Source organism: Kitasatospora sp. NE20-6 (assembly GCF_045862635.1).
Genome location: NZ_BPRL01000018.1, coordinates 131,322 through 156,147, shown reverse-complemented (window position 1 = coordinate 156,147; position 24,826 = coordinate 131,322). Strand labels below are relative to the sequence as shown.

The window sequence follows — 24,826 nt, the reverse complement described above, 5'->3', positions numbered from 1 at the left end:
CGCAGAAGCCCTTGGTGACGGAGAATCAGCAGATGGCGCGGAGAGGTTCCGGAGAGCGCTCTCTCACCGTAGCCAGGGGGTCGCGGACACGTCAAGAGTCGTGACGGCGGCTGTCCGGCGACGCTCGTCCGGGGCCCGGCGCCGGGCCCCGGCAGGTCGCGCACGCCGTGGAGGACGAGGGTGTCGTGGCCTTCGCAGCGTACGGGAACAGGTCGGCGTCGGCCGAGCTCCAGGTTTCCGGCCTCGCCGACGCCGAGCTCGCCGACGCCGACCTTGTCGCCCGGGCCCCACCGCCCGGGCCGCACCGTCCAGGGGCCGCGGCTCATGCCGGCCGGAGGAACTCCCCCAGGCCGGTCAGCTGCCGCCCCGCCGAGGCGAACAGCACCCCTATGCCCAGGGCCCCCGGATCGGGCACACCGGCGGCACGCTCGCCCAGGTAGCTCGCCCGGCCACGCCTGGCCCGCTGGAACATCGTGCTGCGGACTCCCGCGAACGCCGCGTCGGCCGCCGCCTCCAGCGCCTCGTCGGGGGGCGTGTCCGGGTCGAGGCCCCGCAGTGCACGCGCGGCCGGGTCGAGGGCGTCGACCAGCGTCTTGTCGCCCGGCCGGGCCTCGCCGACCCGCTGCACGGCGGCCAGCCCCTCGGTGACGCCGGCCGCGAGCGTACCGGCGGTCAGGCCGGGGCCGACCGCGACCGCCAACTCCTGCAGCACCAGCCCGAACAGCGGCCCGCTCGTCCCGCCGACCTTGTCCAGGAACGCGGTGGCCGCGGCCCGAAGCGGTACGGAGGCGGCGCGCGGGCCGGCCGGGAGCCGGTCGAGCGCCGCCACCACGCACCCGGTGCCCGTGCGGAGGTTGGCACCGAAGTCACCGTCGCCGGCCTGCTGGTCGAAGGTGGTCAGTTCCTGCTCGGTGGCCGACACCGACGCCGCGAAGCGCCGTAGCCACGCCTCGGTGAACGTGCCGTCGTACCTCATCGGGACACTCCCCTCCGTACGCCCGTCGGTCACTGCCACTGCACTGTGCGGGCCGGTGCGTCGTAGAGGCCGAGGATCTCCTCGTCGGCGACGAGCAGCGAGATCGAGAAGCCCCTCATGTCCAGGGCCGTCACGAAGTCGCCCACCATGCTCCGCGCCATCGGGGTGCCCCGGCGGTCCAGCAGGGCCGCCAGCTCGCCCACGACCGCGTACAGCTCCAGCCGCGTGACCGCGCCGAGCCCGTTGACCATCGCGATCACCGGTGCGCCGGCCGCGGGCTTGAGCGCGTCCCAGACGGTCCCGGCCATCCGTTCCACCAGCGGGCCGAGCGCCTCGGCCGGCACCGACCGTGCGGCGCGCTCCCCGTGGATCCCGACGCCGTACTCGATCATGCCTGCGGGGAGGTCGAAGGCGGCCTCGCCGGTGGCGGGCGAGGTGTGGGCCGCCGACGCGACGGCGAGGCTCCGGCACCGCCCGACGAGGGACTCCCCCCTCGCCGCCAGCTCGGCCAGGCCCAGGCCGCGGTCCGCGGCCGCGCCGAGCACCTTCTCCACCAGGACCGTGGCGGCGGTGCCGCGCCGGCCCGCGGCGATCTCCGCGGACTCGGAGGCCAGGTCGTCGTCGACGAGGACCCTCGCGCACGGAATGCCCTCGTGGGCGAGGCGCTCCGCGGCGATGCCGAAGTTGATGCGGTCGCCGGTGTAGTTCTTCACGATGTGGAGAACGCCCTCCGCACGGGCCACCGCGCGCGACGCCTCGAAGATCTGCCGGTTGTGGGGGGATGCGAAGATCTGCCCCGGGCAGGCCGCGTCGAGCATCCCCGCGCCGACGAATCCCAGGTGCATCGGCTCGTGCCCCGAACCGCCGCCGGACACCAGCCCGACCCGGCGGGACGGCGCGGTGTGCCGGGCGCGGACGAAACCGTGGTCGGCCTGATGGGTCACCAGGTCCGCGTGCACGCGGGCGAAGCCCGCCAGCGCGTCGGACACCAGCGACTCGGGGGCGTTCTCGAAGTACCGGGCCATCTCCGACTCCCTACTGCGCCGGAAGCCGCACCGTCCCGGGGCGAACAGCCGCTTGTCGCGCCCAATCCTGAGCCACGCCTCCGCACCTGGCAACCCGTTCGCCAGGACCGGCGGAGAACGACGACGGTGATCGGCACGGCTGCCACGGCGATCTGCGGGTACCGGGCGCCGCGGGTCACCGTCCGGCCGGGGTGGGCGGTCTGTCGGCCGCTCACGGGTCCGGCCGCTGCCGGGCAGCGGCAGATCCAGGTCCCCGGATGCCGCCATCCGTGTGAACGTCCGGGCGACGGACCGGCGGTGCCGCTCCGGGCCTCCGCCGTGGGGCGGGTGCCCGATCCGCGGCAACCGGCGCACCCGCCGACGCACCGGCCGGCGGGTGCGCCGGTGCTCATCGGTCGTCCGCCCGCCGCGGATCGGGCTGGCGCGGCAGCCGTACGGGCCAGGGCGGCAGGGTGGAGGGTCGGAAGGACGGAACGGGGGTCACGGTGTGCTCCTTGTGCCATCGGCGGGGCGCGCACGGAACGGGCACCCGGCCTCACTCCGACTCTGCACCGTGCCCCGGCGGGCCGCACGCCCTGGAACCGGCTCCGGGCACCGGCTCCGGGCACCGGCTCCGGGCACCGGCCGCACCGTCGGCCCGGGCCGTGCCGCCGCGGGCAGCCCGCCGGGGTCGGGCAGCTCGTCCAGGCGTTCCACCGGGCGGGTGCGGGTGGCCGTCGCATGTCCGGTGGCCTGACGCACGGACAGGTCGGTGGACGCGGCCGGTGCCGGGGGCCGGGGGCCGGGGGCCGGGGCGGTGCTTCTCACGGAAGGTTCTGCTCGGTCCAGATGGTCTTGCCGTGGGCTCCGTGTCGGCTTCCCCAGCGGTTGGTGAGCTGCGCCACCAGGAAGAGCCCGCGGCCGCCCTCGTCGGTGTTCAGCGCCCTGCGCAGACGGGGCTGGGTACTGCTGGAATCGGACACCTCGCACACCAGCACGTGGTCGCGGACGAGGAGCAGGCCGACGGGGCCACCGGCGTGGCGGATCGCGTTGGTGACGAGCTCGCTGACGACGAGCTCGGTGGCGAACATCTGCTCCTCCAGTCCCCATGACCGTAGTTGGGCGGTGGCGTCGGCGCGTGCCGTGTGCACGGCGGTGACGTCGGCGGGGTACTCCCAGCGCCGCACGTTCTCCTCCGGGACGGCCTGGATGCGGGCGATCAGGAGGGTGACGTCGTCGTCGCGGTGGTTCTCGGAGACGGGACGGCGGTCGACGAGGTCGGCGCCGATGTCGGCCAGGGGCCGTTCGGGCCGGGCCGCCGCGGCGAGGTGGGTCAGGAGGTCGGGCATGCCGCGGGTGGGGTCGTGGCCGGTCAGGCCGTCGGTGTAGAGGGCGAGGGTGCTCCCCGGGGGCAGCGCGCCGCTCCACTCCTCGAAGGGGTGGTCGCCCACGCCCAGCGGCGGCCCCGGCGTGAGGGGGACGTGGTGGGCGGTGCCGTCGGGCAGGAGGAGGGCGGGTGGAGGGTGACCCGCGCTGGCCATGCGGCAGTGCCCGGTGACGGGGTCGTGGACGACGAACAGGCAGGTCGCACCGACGGTGTCGGGGTGATCGGACTCCGCCGCCATGCGCCGGACCAGGTCGTCCAGGCGGGTGAGGAGCTCGTCGGGCGGCAGGTCGAGGTCGGCGAGGGTCTGCACCGCCGTACGCAGGCGCGCCATGGTCGCGGTGGCCGGCAATCCGTGTCCGATCACGTCACCGACGACGAGCGCCGTCCGCAGCGACGACAGCGCGATGGTGTCGAACCAGTCGCCGCCCGCGCTCACGCTGCCGCTGGCGGGCAGATAGGTGCCGGCGGTTTCGCAGGCCGTGCTCCGGGTGGCTGCGGGTGGCAGGAGACTGCGCTGCAGGGCCACGACGGTGCGGTGTTCGCGGGTGTAGCGGTGGGCGTTGTCCAGGACGAGTGCGGTGCGGTCGCACAGGTCCTGGACCAGTTTCAGGTCGTCCTCGTCGAAGGGGGCCGGGTTGTCGGTACGCCACAGCTGGAGGGAGCCGAACAGTCGGCCGCGGTGGTAGAGGGGGCAGACGACGGCCGTACGCATGTCGGCGGGCATCAGCCGGGTGATGAGCCGGGCATCGTGGGAGAGCAGCGCACGGCCGGCGGCCGGGTCCAGGACGAAGGCCCTGCCGACCGCGATGGCGGCGGTCCGGGGCTGGTCCTCGACGATCGGGACCTGCTCGCCGGCCTGCGTCATCGCCGCGGGCCAGCCCCCGTCCGCGGACTTCACGGCAACCCTGCGCGGACGCGAGGCACGCATGCCCGGGTACCCCAGGGGCGGGTCGCGCCCCTGCAGGACGTCGTCGGGGAAGTCCACGCAGCCCAGGTCTCCCAGCGCGGGCACGACCAGGTCGACGAGTTCGCGGGCAACGGTGACGACGTCGAAGGATCCGCCGATCTCGAAGGCCCGGCGGTAGGACTCGATCAGCCGGCGGCTGCGGAGGTCCCAGGCGCCCTCGGCCACGACGGCCGCCGCACCCACGGTGGTTCCCTGCCGGTCGCTGATGCGGAAACCGGCGAGCGAGAGCGCACCGCCCGCCCCGGCCGGCCCCGGGCGGTAGATCCTCCCGGCCAGGGACTCGCCGCTGTGCACCACCCGGGCGAGCTCCTGCCCGACCGTCTCCTTGCCACCGGGCCCGACCAGGTCGAGGAACCAGGTGCTCCCCCCGTCCGCGGGGCCCAGCGCCCGGAAGGCCGTGTTGCTCCGCACCAGCCGGAGCTGCGGGTCGAACGCGGCGACCGCGAGCCGGTCCTGCGCGAACACCGCCCGGGCAAGATCACCGCTCCGGTCGGGGTCCTCGGCAGCGGCGTCGGTGTCGGTGTCGGTGTCGGTGTCGGCGGGAGACCCGGCCGGGACCGCGAGGACGAGGTGGTTCCCCTGCCCGTCGCCGTCGAGCACCGCGATCCACACACCGACCGGTCCCCGGTCCCGGCTGCTCAGCCACACGGTGCGCCATCCCCGGGCCGTTTCCCGTGCTCCGGTCGCACGCGCCAGCAGGCGGCGGGCCGGTGTCCCGAGCACCTCGCCGGATTTCCGGTCCAGGAGGTGCTCGGCCTCGGTCGACCACCAGGCGATCAGGCCTTCCGGACCGACCAGCGCCGAAGCCACCCGCGCCGTGTCAGGGAGCCCCGGAGGCCGGTGGGTGGACGGCGGCACGGACCCTCCCTGCGGTCGGCGAGCTGGGGATCCGGCGCTCTGCGGTCCCACCAGCAGCATGCTCCCCGACCCGCCGCCGGGCACCCCGGAGGGCCTCCGCCGCACCCGCCGCCGAACCGCGGTCCGATCGCGGCGGCTCGGGCAGGCGGCAGCTTCTAGGATCTGCGGCATGGCGACACGACTCGTGCAGATCAACATGAAGGCCCAGGACGACTCGGCGCTCGGCCGGTTCTGGGCGCAGGCACTCGGTTGGGGCCTCGACAGCGAGGGGCCCGGCGTGACCAACCTCGAACCCGTGGGCTTCTCCTACCCCGACCCGGCGGCCGTCTGCATCGACGTCATCGCCCGCCCGGAGCCCAAGATGGTGAAGAACCGGGTGCACCTCGATCTGGCCACCACCTCGACCGCCCATCAGACGGAGTTGGTCGCGCGCCTGAAGGGTCTCGGCGCGACGCTCGCCGACGTGGGTCAGGGCGACGTCCCCTGGACGGTCATGGCCGACCCGGAGGGCAACGAGTTCTGCGTCCTGGAACCCCGCCCGGTCTACCGGGACACCGGGCCGATCGCCGCGGTGGTGGTCGACTGCACCGACCCGCGGGAGATGGCCCGGTTCTGGGGCGAGGCGATGGACTGGACGCTGCACGAGGTCACCGACGACCACGCGACCATGCGCTCCGCCGAAGGCGTCGGTCCCTACCTGGAGTTCCTCCGCACCCCCGACACCAAGAGCGGGTGGAACCGCGTCCACCTCGACGTGCGTCCGTACCCCGGCGGCGACCCGGCGGCAGAGGAAGCCCGGCTGCTCGCCCTGGGCGCCACCGACCCCGGTATCGACCGGTCCGAGATCTCCTGGACGGTTCTGGCCGACCCGGAAGGCAACGAGTTCTGCCTCCTCTCCCCCGGCTGACCTTGAGCAGCGGCACCGGCCGGTTCCGGGTCGGCGGCGGACCGGCACGGTGCCGGCCGGGTTCACCGCGTGCGGACGTCGCGCGGGCTGCCGCTCGAAGCGGTCCGCGTTCCGGATCGTTCGGGCGGTGGCGGGCCCGGGGTTCGTCGGCTCGGCCCTGGAGCTGGTGCCGGCGAGGGAGTCCGCCTCGCTGCCGGGCCGCCTGTTCGGTCGATGGTGCGGCCGGGCAGTGCCAGTCCGGCGCCGAGCGCGCCGACCAGGCAGATTCCGGCGGCCACCAGGCAGGCGAGGTGGAAGGCGTCCATGAAGGAGGTCTGGACGGCGGTCAGCAGGTCGGCCCGGCCGAGGCCGGTGGCGGCGGCGAGGGCGGATGCGACCGAGTCCTCGGCGGCTGCGGCGGTGCGGGGCGGCAGAGCGGTGAAGGCGGTGTCGGCGAGGCGGCTTGCGTAGAGCGAGGTGAAGATCGAGCCCAGGACGGCGACGCCGAGGGTGCCTCCCGCCTCGCGGGTGGCGTCGTTGACCGCGGAGCCGACACCGGCCTTGGCGGGCGGCAGCACGCTGAGGATCGACTCGGTGGCCGGGGCGGTGGTGAGCCCGAGGCCGAGGCCGATCAGCACCATCTGACCGACGATCAGTTCGTACGGTACGAAGGCCGGCGAGGTCGCGATCCAGGTGAAGGAGGTGCCGAGCAGGACGAGGCCCGAGGTCACCACGGCGCGGGTGCCGAACCGGGCGACCAGGGCGACCCCGCCGAGCGAGCCGGCGGCGATGCTCAGCGCGACCGGCAGGATGCGCACGCCGGTGGAGAGCGCGCCGTAGCCGCGGACGAACTGGAAGTACTGGGTCACCAGGAAGATGAAGCCGAAGAGGGCGAAGAAGGCAAGGGTGACCGAGCCGCTGGCGGCCGAGAAGGCCGGGGTGCGGAAGAGCGTCAGGTCGATCATCGGGTGGGCGCGACCGCGTTCGATCCCGACGAAGGCCGCGGTGAGCACGGCGGTGGCGGCCAGGCCGGCCAGGGTGGCGGGGGCACCCCAGCCGCGGTCGGGCGCCTCGATGATCGTGTAGACCAGGATGCCGATGGCCGCCGAGGACACGGCCAGGCCGGGCAGGTCCAGGCGCGCCGAGGCGGGGTCGCTGGACTCCGGTACCCAGGCCCAGGTGGCGGCCAGGGCGGCGAGCGCGACCGGCACCAGCGCCAGGAACACCGACGGCCAGCCGAAGTGGGCCAGCAGCAGGCCGCCGGCCACCGGGCCGACCGCGACGCCCAAACCGGTGACGGCACCCCACACCCCGACCGCCTTGGCGCGGGAGCGGCGATCGGGGAAGGTGTTGGTGATGATCGACAGCGTGGTCGGGAAGATGAGGGCCGCGCAGGCGCCCATGGCGAACCGGACCGCCACCAGTGCCGCCGGTGAACCGACCATGCTGCCGGTCGCACTGGTGACGGCGAACCCGGCGAGCCCGAGCAGCAGGGCGGGCCGCCGACCGAACCGGTCGCCGAGCGAACCCGCGGTGAGCACCAGCGCGGCGAAGGCCAGGTTGTAGCCGTCGACGACCCACTGCAGGTCACGGGTGGTGGCGTCCAGCTGTCGGCTCAGCTCGGGCAGGGCCACGTTCACGATCGTGGTGTCGAGGTTGATCGCGAACGCGGCGAGACAGACCGTGGCCAGGACCAGCAGGCGTCGGCGAGAGGTGAGGGCGGCCATGAGGTGCTCCATCCGCCAGGCAAGTTGACAGTGACAACATGCGGCGATTGACACGCTTCCACCCGAAATGGACACTGTCAACATTCAGCCGGAAAGGTGGTGAAACCTTGGAGAATCGGACATATCATCACGGCAATCTGCGTGAGGCCCTGATCGACGCCGGAGTCGCCCTCGCCCGTACCGGCGGCCCCTCGGCCGTCGTGCTCCGCGCCGTCAGCCGCGAGGCCGGCGTCTCCCACAACGCCGCCTACCGGCACTTCGCCGACCACCAGGACCTGCTCGCCGCCGTCGCGGCCCGCTGCATGGAACAGCTGGGGCTGCTGATGATCCGGCGCACCGCCGAGGTCGCCGAGCACGACCCCGCCCCCCGCGCCTGGGGCCGGCTGGAGGCCATCGGCCGGGCCTACGTCGACTTCGCGCTCACCGAACACGGCTGGTTCCGCACCGCCTTCTCCGGCGCCACCGCCCACGGAGGCAAGCCTCCGCTGCCGCACCCCGAACCCGGCAGCACCGACCCCTACACCCTGCTCGCCGCCCGCCTCGACGAGCTCGTCGAGGCAGGAGAACTACCGCCCGAGCGGCGCCCCGGCGCGGAGTACGCGGCCTGGTCAGCCGTGCACGGCCTGGCCGACCTGCTCGTCGACGGCCCGTTGCGCGACCTCCCCGCCGACCAGGTCCGAGCCGCGGTCGAGACCGTGCTCGCCGCCGTCGCACGCGGCCTCTGAGTCCGGTCTTCAAGCAAGTGCCTGGAGCGGACCGTCGAACGTGACCACTCGTATCGGCATCTGCCGCACACGGAGAGGACGGCTCCACGAGGTGCCCGACCACAGGGGTGGCGCTCCCGGCATGCGGCTCCGTTCCGCAGGACGGATCATGTGACCGACGAGCGGAGCAGCCGTGACAAAGGACATTCCCGCCCCTGCCGCCACGGGCGATCTCGTCGTGCTGCGCAAGGTCAACAAGCACTTCGGTGATCTCCACGTCCTCCGGGACATCGACCTGACGGTCGCCCGTGGCGAGGTCGTGGTCGTGATCGGGCCGTCCGGGGGCGGGAAGTCCACCCTGTGCCGCGCCATCAACCGTCTGGAGACCATCGACTCCGGCGAGATCGTCATCGACGGCAGGCCCCTGCCTGCCGAGGGCCGCGAGCTCGCCGCGCTGCGGGCCGACGTCGGCATGGTCTTCCAGTCGTTCAACCTCTTCGCGCACAGGACCGTGTTCGACAATGTCACGCTCGGCCAGATCAAGGTGCGCCGGAAGGACAAGAAGGCCGCCGCGGAACGGGCCGGCCGACTGCTCGACCGGGTGGGCGTGGCCTCGCAGGCCGACAAGTACCCCGCGCAGCTCTCCGGGGGTCAGCAGCAGCGCGTCGCGATCGCCAGGGCGCTGGCCATGGACCCGAAGATCATGCTCTTCGACGAGCCGACCTCCGCACTCGACCCCGAAATGATCACCGAGGTCCTGGAGGTGATGCAGCAGCTCGCCCGGGAGGGAATGACCATGGTCGTCGTCACCCACGAGATGGGATTCGCCCGGTCGGCCGCCAACCGTGTGGTGTTCATGGCGGATGGCCGGATCGTGGAGGAGACGACACCCGATCAGTTCTTCGGCAACCCGCGCAGCGAGCGGGCCAGGGACTTCCTCTCGAAGATCCTCCACCACTGACGGGCCCCTGCGCACGAGGAATGATCACCATGAAGCCTCTCAAGGTCATTTTGGCGGCCGCCGTGGCGCTCGGGCTGTCCCTGACCGCCTCCGGCTGCGGATCCGGCGGCGACAGCGGCAGCGGCAGCGGTTCGAGCAGCGGCGGTGCGGGCGGCGGCGAGAAGATCACCGTCGGCATCAAGTTCGACCAGCCGGGCATCGGCCTGAAGACCCCGGACGGCACGTACACCGGCTTCGACGTCGATGTGGCCACCTACGTCGCCAAGGAACTCGGCCACGACCCCGGCGACATCGAGTGGAAGGAAGCGAAGAGCGCCGACCGCGAGACGCTGCTCCAGCGCGGCGACGTCGACTTCATCGCCGCCTCGTACTCGATCACGCCCGCGCGTGCGGAGAAGGTCGACTTCGCCGGCCCCTACCTGCTCGCGCACCAGGACGTGCTGATCCGGTCGGACGACGGCTCCATCACGAAGCCCGAGGACCTGAACAACAAGAAGCTCTGCTCCGTCACCGGCTCCACCTCGGCGCAGAACGTCAAGACCAAGATCGCGCCGGATGCGCAGCTGCAGGAGTACGGCGGCTATTCGGAGTGTCTGACCGGTCTGGAGAACGGGGTCGTCGATGCTCTGACCACCGACGACTCGATCCTCGCTGGGTACGCCTCGCAGCCCGAGTTCAAGGGGAAGTTCAAGCTCGGCGGCTTCAGGATGAGCAACGAGAACTACGGCATCGGCGTCCAGAAGAACAGCGCGCTCACCGCACGGATCAACACCGCGCTGGAGAAGATGGTCGCGGACGGCTCCTGGGACGCGGCCGTCGAGAAGAACTTCGGCCCGGCCGGCTACCGGAACGAGCCCGCACCGAAGACCGGCGTCGTCGTCAGCTGAGGCCCGTCGTTCGAGGCGTGCCGCCCGTGAGGCGGCGCGCCTCGTCCGTCACTCGCGGAAGGCGGGGAGACCGTGTTCGACTTTCTTGAGGGCTACAACGTGCTCGGGGCCTTCTGGGTGACGGTGCAGCTCACCTTCTACTCCGCCGTCGGCGCCCTGGTCTGGGGAACCGTGCTGGCCGCCATGCGCGTCAGCCCCGTGCCCCTGATGCGCGGCTTCGGCACCGCCTATGTCAACGTGGTCCGGAACATCCCCCTCACGGTCATCATCGTCTTCACCTCGCTGGGCCTCTTCCAGACGCTCGGCATCACCCTCGGCGCCGACGACTTCACGACGATCGACTTCCGGCTCGCCGTCCTCGGCCTGATCGCGTACACCTCGGCATTCGTCTGCGAGGCACTGCGGTCCGGCATCAACACGGTGCCCGTCGGCCAGACCGAAGCGGCGCGGGCCCTCGGTCTGAGCTTTCCCCAGGTGCTGAGGCTCATCGTGCTTCCGCAGGCCTTCCGGTCCGTGGTGGGCCCCCTGGCGAACGTGCTGATCGCCCTGACCAAGAACACCACCGTGGCGGCTGCGATCGGTGTCGCCGAGGCGGCGGCGCTGATGCGGGTGATGATCGAGAACGAGGCTCAGCTCCTCCTCGTCTCCGCCGTCTTCGCCTTCGGGTTCATCTGCCTCACCCTCCCGACCGGGCTCTTCTTCGGCTGGGTCGCCAGGAAGGTCTCGGTGAGGCGATGAGCTCCTCGTCCGTCCTCCACGACCCACCGGGGCCGCGCGCAAGACGGCGCAACGTGCTGTTCACGGTGGTGTTCCTGATCGCCCTCGCTGCCGTGCTCTGGTGGGTGGTCCAGAGCCTCGTCGACAAGAACCAGCTCGAATGGGTCAAGTGGCGCCCGTTCTTCACGGACTCCCGCGTCTGGGAGACCTACCTCCTGCCGGGGCTCAGGAACACGCTCGTCGCCGCCTCGCTCTCCATGGTCGTCGCGCTGCCGCTCGGAGCGCTGTTCGGTATCGCCCGGCTCTCCGACCACCGCTGGGTCCGGGGCGCGTCCGGCACCCTCGTGGAGTTCTTCCGCGCCATCCCGGTGCTCATCCTGATGCTCTTCGCGAATGCCGCGTACTCCGAGTTCACGGACGTCAGCCCCGGCAGCCGGCCGCTGTACGCCGTGGTCACCGGTCTCGTCCTCTACAACGGAGCCGTGCTCGCGGAGATCGTACGCGCGGGGATCCTCTCCCTGCCCCGGGGCCAGGACGACGCGGGCAAGGCGATCGGCATGCGCAAGAACCAGGTGATGCGCTACGTGCTGCTGCCGCAGTCGGTGACCGCGATGCTGCCGGCGATCGTCAGCCAGATGGTGGTCATCGTCAAGGACACCGCACTGGGCGGCGCGCTGCTCGGTTTCTCGGAGCTGCTCGCGTCCGTCCGCCCGATGAGCGCGAACTACGGCGCGAACACCATCGCCAGCTTCACCGTCGTCGCGGTGATCTTCGTCCTGCTGAACTTCGCGCTCACGTCCTTCGCGACCTGGCTGGAACGCAGGCTGCGGCGCGGGAAGAAGTCCACCGGCGCGGTGCTCGGCGCGGCCGCGGTCGAGGAGTTGGCGACTCCCGGCGAGCACGTGGGCCGTGACGACCTCGGCGGAACGGGCGGCTCCTCCGGCACCTGAGGACGTCCGGGCGCCCCCTGGCCGACTGTGTCCTCGGGGCCGGGGCCGACGGGGCCGGGGTGGTCCGGGTCGCCGGCCGGGCGGCCCGGCGGCCGCCCGGCGCCCGAGCGGCCCCGGGTCAGCCGGCGGAGCCGGACCATTCGACGTCCTTGCGCTTCAGCCCGGAGCCGTAGTCGAACTGGACGAAGAACCGTTCGGCGGCGCTGTTCGACAGGGCGTACGCGGTCAGGCTGGTGGCCTCCTCGCCGGGGGCGAGGGAGTTGGGGAGCAGCTTCATCCGACCGCTTCCGTCGATCACCGAGAAGACGAGGTCGCCCTTGGCGTCCTTGACGAAGGGCATTCCCGACCCGTAGAGCGAGAGCTCCTCGGACCCGGTGTTGACGACGACGATCCTCACCTGGATGATCCTGGCGTTCTTGGGCAGGTCGAACACGGTCCCGCTCGGGACGTACGGCTCCGGCCCGGCCATGGTGACCTTCAGCCCGTCCTCGTACGTGTAGGACTGACCGAACGACAGGCGCCGGGCCTTCTCGTCCGCGGCCTCCTTCTCCCGTTCGGCGTCGATCCGCTCCTGCTGCTCCGCCTGCCGTTGCCTGGCGGCCTCGATCACGGCGTCGGCACGGGCGCGGGCGGCGTCCTCGTCCGCCTTCCGCTCGTCGCGGACCGTCTGCACCCGTGCCACGACGAAGGCCCCGGCACCGGCAGAGACCAGCAGGCCGGCGACACCGAGGATCACGCCCGCGAGCGCCGTCGCCCGGTTGGTCGCCAGGCCCTTGCGCGCATGGCCCAGCCCGATGGCGCCGAAGATCACGGCGAGCAGGGCCGGCAGCCAGGAGAGCCAGAACAGGACGACGACCAGACTGAGGACGGCACCGACGATCCCAAGCACCATGGCGGCGGTGCCCAGGCCGTTGCGAGGCTGCGGCGGCGCCGTCGGATACGGCGGCCAGTACGGCCCGCCCGGGGCGAAGTTCCCGGCCGGAGCCCCGCCCCGGCCCTCGTCCTGACCCGGGGCCGGCGGTGCCCACGGGTTGGGGGCGGCCGGTTCCCCGGCGGACCGCGAACTGTCGGGCGGGGCAGGCGTGGTCATGCGGCATCCTTCGAAAGCGTTGGGATGACGAGCGGCTGTTCGGCCCGACGCCGAAGTCTGTCCTGATCCCGTGGCGCCTGCGACCGGATTTCCGTCGAACAGCCACCGGCTCCTGTCGAGCAGTCACCGGCCGGGGATGCGCCGTACGTCGACGCCCCGGACGGGACGCCCGCGGGGCCGACGGATGATCAACATACAGGTACCCGGCGAGCACGGGCACCGACCCCCGAATGCCGGATGCCGGATGCCGGACACCGTGGGGCGCGGGAAGGTGGTCCCCGCGCCCCCGGAGAGCGTGTGGGCGTGCGCCGTGACGCGGTCCGGACGGTCAGGCGAGTGCGAACTTCTGGGCCGCGCTGCCGTTGCAGTCCCAGATCTGCAGCCGGGTGCCGTTGGCCGTGTTGCCGCCGGGGGTGTCCAGGCAGCGGCCGGACTGCGGATTGAACAGGGAGCCGTCGGAGCGCTGCACCCACTGCTGGCCGCCGACGCCGTTGCAGTCCCACAGTTCGACCTGGGCGCCGGCGGCGGTGCCGTTGCCGACGATGTCCAGGCAGCGGCCGATCGTGCTCAGCGACCCGTTGGCGTTGTGGGTCCAGTGCTGGTCCTCGGCGTAGGACTGGCAGTCCCACAGCTGCACGCCGGTGCCGTTGGTGCCGGTGTCGTTCGCGCCGACGTCGACGCACGTGCCGCCGGGTCCGGTGATCGTGCCCTGCGGGCCGTTGGGGACGTTCGTCTGGCCGGAGTAGCCGACGGAGACGATGTTCGCCTGGACGGCGTTCTCCGCGGCGTCGGTCGGGTAGCCGGAGACCATCACGCCCTCGAAGAACGTGCCCATGTTCCAGTTGCTGTTGTCACCGCCGATGCCCAGGATGATGCCGCCCTCCTGCTGCATCGGCCGGTAGCCGCCGCGGGTCGGCAGCGCACCGTTCCACCAGGTCGTCAGGCCGCCGGACTGCGCGTTGCCGCCCTTCAGCGCGTAGGTGGTCTGCCCGTTGTTCTTCAGGACGGCCGTGACGAACGGGCTGCTGTTCCCGGTGTTGGCGGTGTTGGAGCCGTTGTCGCCCTGGAACATCCCGTTCTCCAGGTCGGCCTCGATCCACGGGCCCGATCCCGTGCACGGCGCGAAGTAGCACGTGGTCGCGATGCTCACCGCGTCCATGTGGCCGTTGCCGGTGTCGGCGGGCGTGCTCTCGGCGTTGCCGTAGTCGAAGCAGCAGTCGGCGCCGACGTGGGTGCCGCTGGCCACCATGTAGACGCCCTCGGGCTGCCCGTTGACGGCGGTGCCGGAGGCGGCCCCGTGCGACCGGTACCCGACTCCCGGCGAGATCCAGATGCCGTACGCCTTGTGGCCGCCGGCCGTCACCGCGAGCTCGCTCGCGTCCGCGCCGCGGTCGGCTCCCATGCCGGAGGTGCCCGCCGGGCCGGGGTAGAGGTCGTTGTGCCGCGCGGTCTGGTCGTAGATCCTGTTGATGCGACACGTGCTGTTCGAACAGAACGCGTCCTGCTGGGCGGCGTTGGCGTAGCCGCCCTGGGCCAGCAGCCCGATGTCCGCGGTGGCTCCGTCCGAGGCCCGGGTGACCTGGTAGAGCGGGCCGTTGTAGGCGGAGAAGACCGCGCGCACCGTGCTGTGCGCGGCGACACAGGGGGTGCCGGCCCCGCCGTAGATGTCGCAGGGCAGCGAACCCGCGGCCTGTGCGGTGCCCGGCAGTCCGATCAGCGCACCCAGCAGCAGGCCGGCCGTCGCAAGGGCGGACAGCACGGCCTTCCTGAACCATCCGGGCCGCTGCGCAGCCGGGCGCACGACCGCTCCTGCGGCGGTTGTCCGGTGTCTTTGCATGTCACGCTCCTGAGGAGTGGGGAAAGGGAGCTCTGCACGACCGGTGACCGGCAACGCGGGCCTCCGCCCGGCCTCCGGTCGGGACAGGGCGGTGCGTCAGCCGTCCAGGACGCGCCGGTCGTTCTCGGTCCCGTGCGTCATCGGGACCTCCGGAGCGCCGTGCGTCGGGTCGTCGGTGGTGCTGGTGCGATCGCGCGGGGCCGTCCCGCGTGCGGTCCCGCTCCGGGGGTGGTCCCGCTCCGGGGGTGGTCCCGTTCCGGGGGCGCGGCACCGCGCCCGGGACGGGCAGATGTCGTCCGCGGGCATGCGGGACAGAGGCGTCGGGCGGACCGGACGCCTACGGGTCTGTGCGATCACCTCGCACATTCCAACGATGTAAACTTCGAGCAGCAAGATGACAGCACACCGTCAGGGGCGTGTCCATAGCCGCGACACGGCCGATCGACCGGGGGTCAACCCGGCGAGCGCGCACCGGCTCCGACGGGGTGCGGGTACGGGCCCCGCTGCCCGGTCTTCGGCCGGTCGCCCCGGACGGGACTCCGGGACGGCACTCAGCGGGGTCCGAGTCCGGTCCGTCCGTCGAGGAGTTCACGGACGATGTCCAGGTGACCGGCGTGACGCGCGGTCTCTTCGATCATGTGCATGATGATCCAGCGCAGGTCGGTGACCTCGTCCACCGGAGGACCGTGGTGACGACCCCGCGGGGGTGCCGACAACGGCGTGCGGGCGATCACGGTGTCGGAGCGCCGGCACTGGTCGTGGTAGAACGCGAAAACCGCTTCAGGCGGTCGCGGAGTCGTCAACGGGGCATGGTCGTCGGGCCATGCCAACGGCTCGGCCGTCCCGGTGGCGACCTCCTGGAACCAGTGCCGCTCCGCGTGCCCCAGGTGTTCCACGAGCCCGAGCGGCGTCCAGCCGGAGGGCAGGACCGACGTGGTCAGGGCTTGCGTGTCGAGCCCGTCGACAACGGCCAGCACACTGGCTCGCTGCGCCACGAGGAACGCCGACAGGGCCTTCTTCTCCTTGTCGTCCGAGTTCATGCACGCATGGTGCCGGCAGCCACTGACAAGCAGTGCGTGCGGGCACCCGCGGCAGGGGCGCGAGCGGGGCGGGCCGCGGGCACGTTCGCATCCGCGGGGAGCATCCGGCGGTGCCGAAATCTCCAGGGCCGGTGGGACCGCCGGGACTGCCGGACCTGCCGGACCTGCCGGACCTGCCGGACCTGCCGGACCTGCCGGACCTGCCTGGACTGCCTGGGCTGTCGGATGACGGCAACGGCCTCGCGGCTCACCCGCCGTCGCCGGTGCGGACGGTGTGGGCGTGGGCGGCCGCCGCCGCCCCGTACGCGCCCGGCCGGATCCGGCGGCGCCGGGCACGAGCGGCGAGGACGGAGAGCAGTACGCCCACTCCGCACGCCACCGTGAGCAGCAGACAGGCCCGGGAGAGGCCGTCCGCCAGTGCGTCCGCCGTCCCGGCGCCGCCCGAGAGCTGCGATTCGCCCACGGAGGTGTTCACCGTGGCCACGGCCGCGGTGAACGCGGCGGCACCGATGTACCGGGCCATGTTGGAGATGCCGGACGCCGCACCGACGTCCTCGGCGGCCACCGAGGAGGTGGACGCCGAACTCGCCGGACCGTTGACGAGCCCCAGACCGGCGGCCAGCAGCACGAGCGGCAGGACGAACGCTCCGTACCGCCAGTCGGCCTGAACCGCCACCAGCAGCGCGCAGCCGGCCGTCGCCGCCGCGAAACCGGCGCCGATCACCGGCCCGACGCCCAGGCGCTGGACGAACCGGGGCACCAGCGGGGTGACGGCGATCAGGCCCACGGTCGCGGGCAGCGTCGCCAGGCCCGCCTGGAACGGGCTCATCGCAAGTGTGGCCGGGTTCTGGAAGTAGAGGCTGACCAGGTACATCAGGCCGTTGATCACTCCCGCGCTCAGCAGGATCGCCACCGTGGCGCCGATCAGCACGCGATCACGCAGCAGCCGCAGGTCCACCAGCGGTTCGGAGACCCGCCGCTCCACCGCGACGAAGGCCACGGCCGCCAGCAGCGCCAGGGCGAGGCAGCCCAGCACTCCCGCCGATGTCCAGCCCCAGTCCGCGCCCTCGCTCAGCGCGAGCAGCGCGGGTGTCAGCACCGCGGCGATCAGCACGGTGCCCGCGAAGTCGATCGACCGGCTGCGGCCGGCGTCACGGGACTCGGCGATACCGGTCAGCGTGATCGGGATGCACGCGACCGCGATCGCGGCGTCGATCCAGAACAGGCCTTGCCACCCGATGCCGTCCACCAGCAGGCCACCCACCAGCGGCCCGGCCGCCGCGCCCACCGCAGAGGCGGCACCCCAGAGGGTCACGGCACGTACTCGCCCCTCCCCGGATGTCGCCACCGACAGCAGGCTCATCCCGCACGCGAGGATCGTCGCCCCCGACGCGCCCTGGACGGCCCGGCCCGCGATCACCCCGGCACCGCTGTCGGAGAGCGCGATCACCGCGCACGAGGCGATGAACAGCGCCAACCCGGCGAGGAAGACCAGCCGTCGTCCGAAGACGTCGCCCAGTGCGCCCGCCGTGACGATCACGGCCGCGCCCACCAGCGAGTACCCGGTGATCGCCCACTGCAAGGTCCCCAGCGACGTGCCGGTGTCCTCGCTGATCGCCGGCAGCAGGATGCTCACCGCCGAGGTGTTGGCGTTGACAATCAGGGCCGAGACGCAGGTGGCCGTCAGCAGGGCCGCGCCCGCCGGTCGGCCGGCGGCCCCACCGGATGATGGGCCATCCGTCCGATCTTGCATCTCCGTAGGTTTTCACAGGCCGATCCGGTTCGCCCCTCGACGCTCCGGGGCGCTGCACCGTGTCGGCACCGGGCGGGCCGTCGCCGTCCCCCGTCTCCCTCCGGCGGTCACGTGCGGACACGGACCGGCTTCAGGAGCAGGTGTTCAGATCGGCGGGGTGTCGGCGCGGAAGGCGACGAGGGCGGTGTCGTCACGGTGGTCGGACAGCTCCTGGAGGCGATCGAGCAGGCCGGGCAACGGGAGGTGCCGGTGGTGGGCGGCGGCCCGGGCGAGGCGCTCCTGGCCGTCGGTGAGGGAGGCGGCGGGGGTCTCGATGAGACCGTCGGTGTAGAGCAGCAGGGTGTCACCCGGGTGGAGTTCGTGGTGGTGGGTGGTACGGGCCGTTCCGGTGTCGACGCACAGGGGCAGGTCCTCGCCCGTGCCGGTCAGGTGGCGGACCGGGCCGTGGGCGGGCAGGAGGAGCGGCGGCGGGTGGCCGGCGTTGGACCAGGAGAGGTGCCAGGTGCCGTCGGGGCGGGGGGCGAGGTGGGCGTGGATCGCGGTGGTGAAGGGGGCCGTGGTGAGGTGCCCGGCGGCGGCGTCGAGCCTGCCGAGGACGCCGCCGGGAGCGGCCCTCGGACCGCAGGTGTAGGCGAGGGCACGGAGCATGCTGCGCAGCTGGCCCATGGCGGTGGCCGCGGTGAGGTCGTGCCCGGCGACGTCGCCGATGTCGAGGACGAGGGTGCCGTCCGGGAAGGTGAAGGCGTCGTACCAGTCACCGCCGATCTCGGTGGTCGTGGAGGCGGGCTGGTAGCGGGCGGCCAGCTGGGCGCCGGGGACGTCGGGCGGGGTGGTGAGGTGGGCGCGTTGCAGGTCGAGGGCGGTACGGCGGGCCTGCTGGTGGTCCAGGATGGCGCGGATGGGCTGCTGGGCGTAGTGGAGGACCTCGCGGAGCAGCTCGGTGTCGTCCCTGCCGGGTGCCGGACTGTCGCCGCAGGTGACGGTCACCGCGTAGCCGTAGACCGCGTCGGCGACGATCAGCGGGACGAGGGTCAGGCTGGTGGCGTCGATGCCGGTGAGCCAGCGGGCGGTGGCCTCCGGCACCAGGTGGGCGGGCACGGCGCCGGTGGGGAAGGTGACGGTCTGCGGTGCGCGCCGGTCCAGGGCCTCGCGCAGCGCCGGGGAGACCGGCACCTCCTGTCCGTCCAGGGGCGGGGGCAGGGACAGGCCGGGCCGGGCGGCGGTGGCGAGCCGCCTTGCCGTCCGGGCCTCGACGAGCGCCTCGGGCTCGGGCAGCAGCCACTCCGGCCGGGTGAGGGTCAGGATCAGGCACGCGTCGGCGAGTTCGGGGACGATCGCGTCCGCGACCGCCTGGAAGGCCCGGTTCAGGGCCGTGCCGCTGCCGGTGGCGGCGCTGCGCCGGGCGGTCGGGCCGGTGTCGGCGGTGGTGCTGGCGGCGATGGCCGTGAGGAGGCGTTCGCGCAGCCGGGCCCGCCAGGTGTCCTCGACGTCGTTGGTGGCGGAGATCCACTCCACGATGCGGCCTTCGTGCAGGGCGGGCACGGCGCGGGAGAACATGTGCCGGTACCCGCTGGTGGTGCGGGTCCGGAAGGTGCACTCGAAGACCTCGGGCGGATCGGCCTCGGCGGCGGCCTGCCAGGTCGCCGCGACGTCGGCGAGGTCGCGGGGGTGGATCATCTCGGACCAGCCGGTGTCCGCGGGCGATCGCCAGGGCGTGCCGGTCAGCCGCTCCCAGCCGGGCTGGATCTCACGCATGGTGCCGTCGGGGCGCACGAGCCACAGCGTCTGCGAGACCGCCGAGGCCAGGGCCTCGTAGCGGTGCAGTGCATCGGTGGCCTGCGTGGTGTCCATCGCCACCAGGAGGATCCCCGGCTCCTCCCGGCCGGCGGCGACGGGACTGCACGAGTAGACGAAGTGCCTGGCCCGCTCCTCCCCTCGCGGCTGTGTGTCGTACGCGCCCTCCGACTGCCGTTCGTGCCCGCTCGCGCGGATGGTGTCCAGGAAGTCGAGGAACCGCCGGCCGTCCGGATCGGGGAACGCCTCGGCGGCCGGCAGCCCCCTCCGGTGGGCGCCGAACAACCGGGTGAACGCCGCGTTGGTGTAGATCGGGCGGTGCTCGGGGCCGGCCAGCAGCGCGACGGCGGCCACCGCGTCGTCGAACACCCGCAGGTCCGGGACCGGCTCGCCGCTCACCACGGCGGCACCCCGCCGGGGCCGGGTGCCGCGGTCGCGGCGCCGGTCAGCGGTTCGGACATCGGCTCCTCCCCGGACGCACCCCACCGGCCGGGGGAGCCCTGTCACGAGTGTGCTGTCCGGGACGCTTTTCGGCACACGGGCCGCGCGGCGGGTCGGCGGGGTCGCGGCGGGTCGGCGGGGTCGCGGCGGGTCGGCCGCCCTGGTTCGACACCGGCAAATCGTGTAACGTTTTGATCACGCAGTCGTGGTTCCGAAGTTCCGCCCGCGGTTCGCCGTGGGCGTTCTTGCTGTTCAGCATCCTCCGGACCAGGCGATCGTCTCCGGGTTCCGCGCCGCGCGGAACCCGTCTCCCGGAAGGAGAACAGCATGGCTCTGGGAACCGTGAAGTGGTTCAACGCCGAGAAGGGCTTCGGCTTCATCGAGCAGGACGGCGGCGGCCCGGACGTGTTCGCCCACTACTCGAACATCGCCAGCCAGGGGTTCCGTGAGCTCCAGGAGGGCCAGCGGGTCCGGTTCGACGTCACGCAAGGCCAGAAGGGCCCTCAGGCCGAGAACATCGTTCCTGAGTAAGCCGTCTTCCGAAGGCCCGGAGCCACGCCGCTCCGGGCCTTCGCCGTTGCTGCTCCGCACCGCGCTGCCGCTCCGCACCGGGCGGGGCGGCGCGGGGAGACGCCCGTCCGCCGGCCGGCTACGGCCCGGCGGGAGCGCTGCCGTCCCCGGCCCGGACCGCGGAGCCGAACGGCCAGGCCTCGATGTCGCGGTACCGGATCGGCCCGGGACCACGGCCGGTGTTGCTGCCGACCAGGTGGAGACGCTCGGCCTGCCACGGCCGGCCCACGAACCCGGCGAGCCCGGCCGCGGCCTGCGGCACACCGACGGGATCGTCGCGACGGGCCCGTGCCAGCGTCAGATGGGGGCGCAGCGGGCGGTCCCTGAACTCGATCCCGCAGGATCCGACCAGGTGCCGGACGTCGGTGGCGAGCAGGTGCAGTCCCTCCAGGTCACCGTCGATCCCGCTCCACAGCAGTCGCTCGTCGAAGTGGCCGCCCCCGCGCAGGGCCAGCTGCAGGGCGGGGTGCGACGCGGCCCGGCCGGCCAGCGCCGACCGCAGCAGCGGCACTGCCGTGGAGGGCAGTTCGCCGAGGAAGGCCAGGGTGATGTGCCAGTCCTCGATCCGGTTCCACCGCAGCCGCGGGTACCTGGCGTAGGCGGGCTGCAGGACGTGGGCCAGCTCGTCCTTGGCGTCGTCGGGCGGGGCCAGCGCCACGAAGACGCGCAGGGTCGAGGGCTCGGGGTGATCGTCCACCAGGGATTTCTAGCACCTCTCCGTCGTTCCCGGCTGCCGGCACCGGACCCGGCCGCAGGCACCGGCTGCCAACACCGGCACCGGCACCGGCACCGGCACCACCCGCGCGGCATCCGGGGACGCCTCGCCCATGACGGCCTCCGGCCCCTCGGCTCCCCCTGCGCAGCGGGCCCCTGCGCAGCGGAGGGGAGGTTCCCGCTCGGGGAGCGGGGGTGCGCACCGCCGGGGCCGAACACCGTACGGTCGGCCTGCGTTCACACCTTGCGGCCGGACAGTGCCAGGGCGCGGTCGAACGCCGGTGCGTCGTCCGGGATCGGGACGGACGCGGCGAAGCCGTCGTAGCGGCGGAACATCTCGGCCCACTGCTCGACCTGGTCGAGCACGGCCGCGGACGTGGCCTCGTCGAGCCGGTAACTCCCGCCGGAGCCCCGTGCGGCCTCCCACCCGTGCAGGGCGTACTCCACCAGGACCATCCCGGCGATCGCGGCAGCCGGGACCACGGAGTCGCCCATCGGCATCTCCCGCTCCCAGACCGCCGGCTCGGACCAGGCGGCCAGCGCCTTGTCGACCTGCTCGGCGTAGGCATCGGCCCAGCCCGGCTCGGCGGTGAAGTCGCGTTCGTACCACTCGGCCGGGACCGCGTCGCCCTCCGCACGCAGCGCGAAGTTGTGGGCGGTCCACAGGATCAGGTGGTTCACGACCGTACGCAGGTCCCACTCGGCCGAGGGCGTCGCGGCCCCCAGCACGGCCGGATCGTCGCGGACACCGCGTACGACGCGAACGGTCTCGGCGGCGGCGTTGCACAGCGAGGTGTACAGAGCGGGCAGTTCGGGATCGTCGTTCATGAGGAGGAGGGTAGGGACGCCGTGCGCCGACGGTCTTGAAGAAACGCGACACGCGTAGGGTTGCCGGCATGGCGCAGAGGGTTCCGAACGCGGGAAGAGGCGTCCTGCACCCCGGGCAGGGCGCGAGCCGGTTCACGGTCACGCCCGTACCGCCCGGGCCTGCCCTCGCGGCCTACGTGGAGTACCACTGGATCGTCCGCTGGGACGTGACCGGGCAGCCGCCGTACGAGCAGCGGGTGCTCTCGCATCCCAACGTCCACCTGGTCTTCGAGGAGTCGGGGCCGCTCGTCCACGGCGTGACGCGCGGGGTCTACGCCCGCCGCCTGATCGGGGCGGGCCAGGTGCACGGGGTCAAATTCCTCCCGGGCGGCTTCCGCGCGTTCGCCTCCGGCCCGGTCCGGGAACTGACCGACCGGGTCCTGCCCGCTGCCGGCGCTTTCGGCCCGGAGGCCGACGAGCTCTGCCCGCGTGTCCTTGCCCGCACGGACACGGACGGGATGGTGAGCCTCGTCGAGGGCCTCCTGCTCACCCGCGTCCCCACCCGGCCGGACCCTCAGGCGGTCCAGGTCGCCGCCATGGTCGGGGCGATGGCGGCCGATCACACCATGGTCCGCGTCGAACAGGCCGCCGCCCGCTTCGAGATCTCGCCGCGCACCATGCAGCGCCTCTTCGCCGAGTACGTGGGCGTCTCCCCGAAGTGGGTGCTGCGCCGCGCCCGTCTCCACGAGGCGGCACAGCGTGCCGACAGCGGCACCGCCGACTGGGCGGCGCTCGCCTCCGATCTCGGTTACGCCGACCAGGCCCACCTCACGCGCGACTTCACCGCGGCGGTCGGCGTCACGCCCTCCCGGTACCTCCGCGGCGGGAGATGACCCGGAACTCCTCCGGCAGTGCCCGGCGTGCTGTCCGGCCGCGCCCCCCGCGACAATGCCGTGGTGAAGACCTGGACGGACCGCCTCCCGCAGATACCCTTCGCCTACCGCGACCTGCCGCCGGACGGCCCCTGGACGACCCGGGAGGAGGCCGCGTCCTGTCTCGGCATCGGGCCCTACCACCTGAACGTGCTGACGGACATCACCCACCGGATCGACATGGTCCGCACCACGGGCAAGGAACTCGCCGTCACGCGCGCCAGTGTCGAGGCGGAGAAGAACTGGCGTACCACCGCCACCCCGTGGCGGAAGATCCGGCGCCTGCTCAAGGACGTCCTCAGGGCGCTGTGAGGAACCCGACCGGCAGGCAGCCTGACCGCCGGGCGCCGATCAGGCGGTCAAGGCCGACGGGCCTCTGCCACCGGTCCCGGGCCGACGGCGGAGAAGCGCGATCCTGGCATCCCGTACGGGTCCTGAACCGGACGGTCACGCCACCTGGCGAACGGTCGTGGTCACGGCAGGCGGTGCACCGGCGACACCTCGCGGACGTGGATGAGCACGTCGAAGGCGTCGGCAAGGGAGTCGACGGCCAGGTGCTCGGCAGCGTCACGGGCCGGGGTGTAGATGCCGCTGATGACGCGGGCCTTCGCCGGTCCGTCCCAGCGGAGCCGTTCGTCCTCGTGCCGCAGGTCCAGCCAGTGGGCGGGCCGGTCGACCTCGCCGAGCCGTGCGTCCACCAGGTCCCCGGAGGGTTCCGGGACGACGGCGACGCCGAGGTCCCCGTGGTGGAAGCCGATGGCCACGGAGACGTACTGCGTGCCGTAGCGCGTGCGCAGCAGGCTGCCCACGCCGTCCTGGGGTCCGCGTTCCGGGGCCAGGCCCAGGGTCGTCCTGGCGGCCGACGTGTGCGCGATGCCGTCCCAGTAGACGGTGCGCCGGCCGGTCCGGTCGTGGGCGGCGCCGATGGCGTCCGCCCAGATCCCCGCCTCACCCGCGTAGGCGGCCCGTCCGGCGACACTGCGTTCGTGGAAGTCCACGATCAGCCGCATGTTCGGCAGCACCGGGTCGGCGCCGGGCAGGGCCTCCACCAGTGCGAGTGCGTCGCGGGCGTGCGCGGCGAACGGGCGCCCGGGGTGGATCCCCCGTGCGCGCTGCACGTGTTCGTCGGTCCGGTGGGCGGTGCGGATCGGGTCCAGGTGGGAGGCGGCTTCGGCGAGGAGTTCCGGCGCGGACGTGCGGACGTGGTCGAGGACGGTGTCGTAGTCGGCGGGCCGTGCTTGCACGGGCTTCACCCCGAGAACGCGGACGGGATCGTCCGTGCGGTCCGCGTTGAAGGCCCGGATCCACTCCAGGGCGGTGGCCATCTCGCGGGTGCGCCACGGGCCCCAGGCACCCGCCAACGCGGCTTCGGCCGGACCTTCGCCGCCGAGCACGTACGCGTCGAGGGCGGCTCCGGCAGCGGTGTCGTCCTGGACGGCCAGCGCACGGAACCCGTGGTCCCGGACCAGTCGGCGGAAGAGCTCGTCCCGCACGCCGAAGGTCTCCCGGGAGAACCGCGTGGACTCCCCGATGCCGACGACCGTCGACGCGGCGGCGAGTCGACCGGCGATCTCGTCGAGCACGGCGGCGGAGAGCGGCAGTGCTCCGGAGGGCTGTGGACCGGCAGGGTACCGGTCGGCGGGGAGCGGGTGGCGGCGGGCGGTGGCGTCGTTCGGCATGCCGCCCAGTCTGATAAGTGAAGCTGACTTCAGGTCAAGTGGTGCCGCACCGACCGGTGGGCGACGGCGGGCGGCGGCAGGCGCGGGCGCCGGATCGCGCGCCGCCACTTCCGGGGTACTGGATCGGGCCGCCGCCGCACCGATT

The 24,826-nt window shown here is 72.9% G+C and carries 21 protein-coding genes; 9 read left to right on the top strand and 12 right to left on the bottom strand.

Features of this window, described 5'->3' with window-relative positions; translation table 11 throughout:
- Positions 1-322: 322 nt before the first annotated feature.
- The 3 genes from SNE206_RS16250 to SNE206_RS16240 all read right to left on the bottom strand — a co-directional run bounded on the left by SNE206_RS16250 (position 323) and on the right by SNE206_RS16240 (position 5,144).
- Complete coding sequence (locus tag SNE206_RS16250) at positions 323-976, bottom strand: DAK2 domain-containing protein (RefSeq protein ID WP_407914075.1); 654 nt, start codon at positions 974-976, stop codon at positions 323-325.
- A 29-nt stretch (positions 977-1,005) separates the two neighbouring features.
- On the bottom strand, positions 1,006-2,001 hold the full coding sequence (locus SNE206_RS16245) for a dihydroxyacetone kinase subunit DhaK (protein WP_407914074.1): 996 nt from the start codon (positions 1,999-2,001) through the stop codon (positions 1,006-1,008).
- An 803-nt stretch (positions 2,002-2,804) separates the two neighbouring features.
- A complete protein-coding gene (locus SNE206_RS16240) occupies positions 2,805-5,144 on the bottom strand; it encodes a SpoIIE family protein phosphatase (RefSeq protein ID WP_407914073.1) in 2,340 nt (779 codons plus the stop codon).
- Positions 5,145-5,361: 217 nt separating this feature from the next.
- On the opposite strand from SNE206_RS16240, the gene SNE206_RS16235 reads away from it, so the two are divergent.
- The gene (locus SNE206_RS16235) at positions 5,362-6,099 is read left to right on the top strand and encodes a VOC family protein (RefSeq protein ID WP_407914072.1); all 738 of its coding nucleotides are present in this window, start codon (positions 5,362-5,364) and stop codon (positions 6,097-6,099) included.
- 62 nt (positions 6,100-6,161) lie between these two features.
- Here the strand turns inward: SNE206_RS16235 and SNE206_RS16230 are convergent, their stop codons facing one another.
- Positions 6,162-7,805: an MFS transporter gene (locus SNE206_RS16230; protein WP_407914071.1), complete on the bottom strand. Its 1,644-nt coding sequence runs from the start codon at positions 7,803-7,805 to the stop codon at positions 6,162-6,164.
- A gap of 107 nt (positions 7,806-7,912) precedes the next feature.
- Between SNE206_RS16230 and SNE206_RS16225 the strand changes: the two genes are divergently transcribed.
- The 5 genes from SNE206_RS16225 (at position 7,913) to SNE206_RS16205 (ending at position 12,024) form a co-directional block, all read left to right on the top strand.
- Positions 7,913-8,530, top strand: coding sequence for a TetR/AcrR family transcriptional regulator (locus SNE206_RS16225; RefSeq protein WP_407914070.1), 618 nt, complete (start codon positions 7,913-7,915; stop codon positions 8,528-8,530).
- A gap of 172 nt (positions 8,531-8,702) precedes the next feature.
- A complete protein-coding gene (locus SNE206_RS16220) occupies positions 8,703-9,470 on the top strand; it encodes an amino acid ABC transporter ATP-binding protein (RefSeq protein WP_407914069.1) in 768 nt (255 codons plus the stop codon).
- A gap of 29 nt (positions 9,471-9,499) precedes the next feature.
- The gene (locus SNE206_RS16215) at positions 9,500-10,357 is read left to right on the top strand and encodes a glutamate ABC transporter substrate-binding protein (RefSeq protein WP_407914068.1); all 858 of its coding nucleotides are present in this window, start codon (positions 9,500-9,502) and stop codon (positions 10,355-10,357) included.
- Positions 10,358-10,429: 72 nt separating this feature from the next.
- Positions 10,430-11,095: an amino acid ABC transporter permease gene (locus tag SNE206_RS16210; RefSeq protein ID WP_407914067.1), complete on the top strand. Its 666-nt coding sequence runs from the start codon at positions 10,430-10,432 to the stop codon at positions 11,093-11,095.
- Positions 11,092-12,024: an amino acid ABC transporter permease gene (locus SNE206_RS16205; RefSeq protein WP_407914066.1), complete on the top strand. Its 933-nt coding sequence runs from the start codon at positions 11,092-11,094 to the stop codon at positions 12,022-12,024. Before SNE206_RS16210 ends, SNE206_RS16205 begins: the two co-directional genes overlap by 4 nt.
- Before the next feature lie 118 nt (positions 12,025-12,142).
- On the opposite strand, the gene SNE206_RS16200 is transcribed toward SNE206_RS16205, so the two are convergent.
- The 5 genes from SNE206_RS16200 to SNE206_RS16180 all read right to left on the bottom strand — a co-directional run bounded on the left by SNE206_RS16200 (position 12,143) and on the right by SNE206_RS16180 (position 19,937).
- Complete coding sequence (locus tag SNE206_RS16200) at positions 12,143-13,114, bottom strand: DUF4190 domain-containing protein (RefSeq protein ID WP_407914065.1); 972 nt, start codon at positions 13,112-13,114, stop codon at positions 12,143-12,145.
- Positions 13,115-13,442: 328 nt separating this feature from the next.
- On the bottom strand, positions 13,443-14,873 hold the full coding sequence (locus tag SNE206_RS16195) for an arabinofuranosidase catalytic domain-containing protein (protein WP_407914064.1): 1,431 nt from the start codon (positions 14,871-14,873) through the stop codon (positions 13,443-13,445).
- 629 nt (positions 14,874-15,502) lie between these two features.
- Positions 15,503-15,991 carry a DinB family protein gene (locus SNE206_RS16190; protein WP_407914063.1) on the bottom strand — a complete coding sequence of 163 codons (489 nt, stop codon included), beginning with the start codon at positions 15,989-15,991 and terminating at the stop codon, positions 15,503-15,505.
- A 247-nt stretch (positions 15,992-16,238) separates the two neighbouring features.
- The gene (locus SNE206_RS16185) at positions 16,239-17,654 is read right to left on the bottom strand and encodes an MFS transporter (RefSeq protein ID WP_407914100.1); all 1,416 of its coding nucleotides are present in this window, start codon (positions 17,652-17,654) and stop codon (positions 16,239-16,241) included.
- A 234-nt stretch (positions 17,655-17,888) separates the two neighbouring features.
- Entirely contained in the window at positions 17,889-19,937 is a 2,049-nt protein-coding gene (locus SNE206_RS16180; protein WP_407914062.1) for a SpoIIE family protein phosphatase, read from the bottom strand.
- Between the two features lie 369 nt (positions 19,938-20,306).
- Here SNE206_RS16180 and SNE206_RS16175 point away from each other — a divergent pair, with 369 nt between their 5' ends.
- Positions 20,307-20,510, top strand: coding sequence for a cold-shock protein (locus tag SNE206_RS16175; RefSeq protein WP_407914061.1), 204 nt, complete (start codon positions 20,307-20,309; stop codon positions 20,508-20,510).
- Between the two features lie 118 nt (positions 20,511-20,628).
- Here SNE206_RS16175 and thpR read toward each other — a convergent pair whose 3' ends face one another.
- The gene (gene thpR / locus SNE206_RS16170; RefSeq protein ID WP_407914060.1) at positions 20,629-21,246 is read right to left on the bottom strand and encodes an RNA 2',3'-cyclic phosphodiesterase; all 618 of its coding nucleotides are present in this window, start codon (positions 21,244-21,246) and stop codon (positions 20,629-20,631) included.
- 254 nt (positions 21,247-21,500) lie between these two features.
- Complete coding sequence (locus SNE206_RS16165) at positions 21,501-22,091, bottom strand: TIGR03086 family metal-binding protein (RefSeq protein WP_407914059.1); 591 nt, start codon at positions 22,089-22,091, stop codon at positions 21,501-21,503.
- Between the two features lie 68 nt (positions 22,092-22,159).
- On the opposite strand from SNE206_RS16165, the gene SNE206_RS16160 reads away from it, so the two are divergent.
- Together SNE206_RS16160 and SNE206_RS16155 are read left to right on the top strand one after the other, a co-directional pair.
- Positions 22,160-22,963: a DUF6597 domain-containing transcriptional factor gene (locus SNE206_RS16160; RefSeq protein ID WP_407914058.1), complete on the top strand. Its 804-nt coding sequence runs from the start codon at positions 22,160-22,162 to the stop codon at positions 22,961-22,963.
- A 63-nt stretch (positions 22,964-23,026) separates the two neighbouring features.
- Positions 23,027-23,314 carry a hypothetical protein gene (locus SNE206_RS16155; RefSeq protein WP_407914057.1) on the top strand — a complete coding sequence of 96 codons (288 nt, stop codon included), beginning with the start codon at positions 23,027-23,029 and terminating at the stop codon, positions 23,312-23,314.
- Between the two features lie 161 nt (positions 23,315-23,475).
- On the opposite strand, the gene SNE206_RS16150 is transcribed toward SNE206_RS16155, so the two are convergent.
- Positions 23,476-24,681, bottom strand: a complete 1,206-nt coding sequence (locus SNE206_RS16150) for an erythromycin esterase family protein (protein WP_407914056.1) — start codon at positions 24,679-24,681, stop codon at positions 23,476-23,478.
- Positions 24,682-24,826 lie beyond the last annotated feature (145 nt).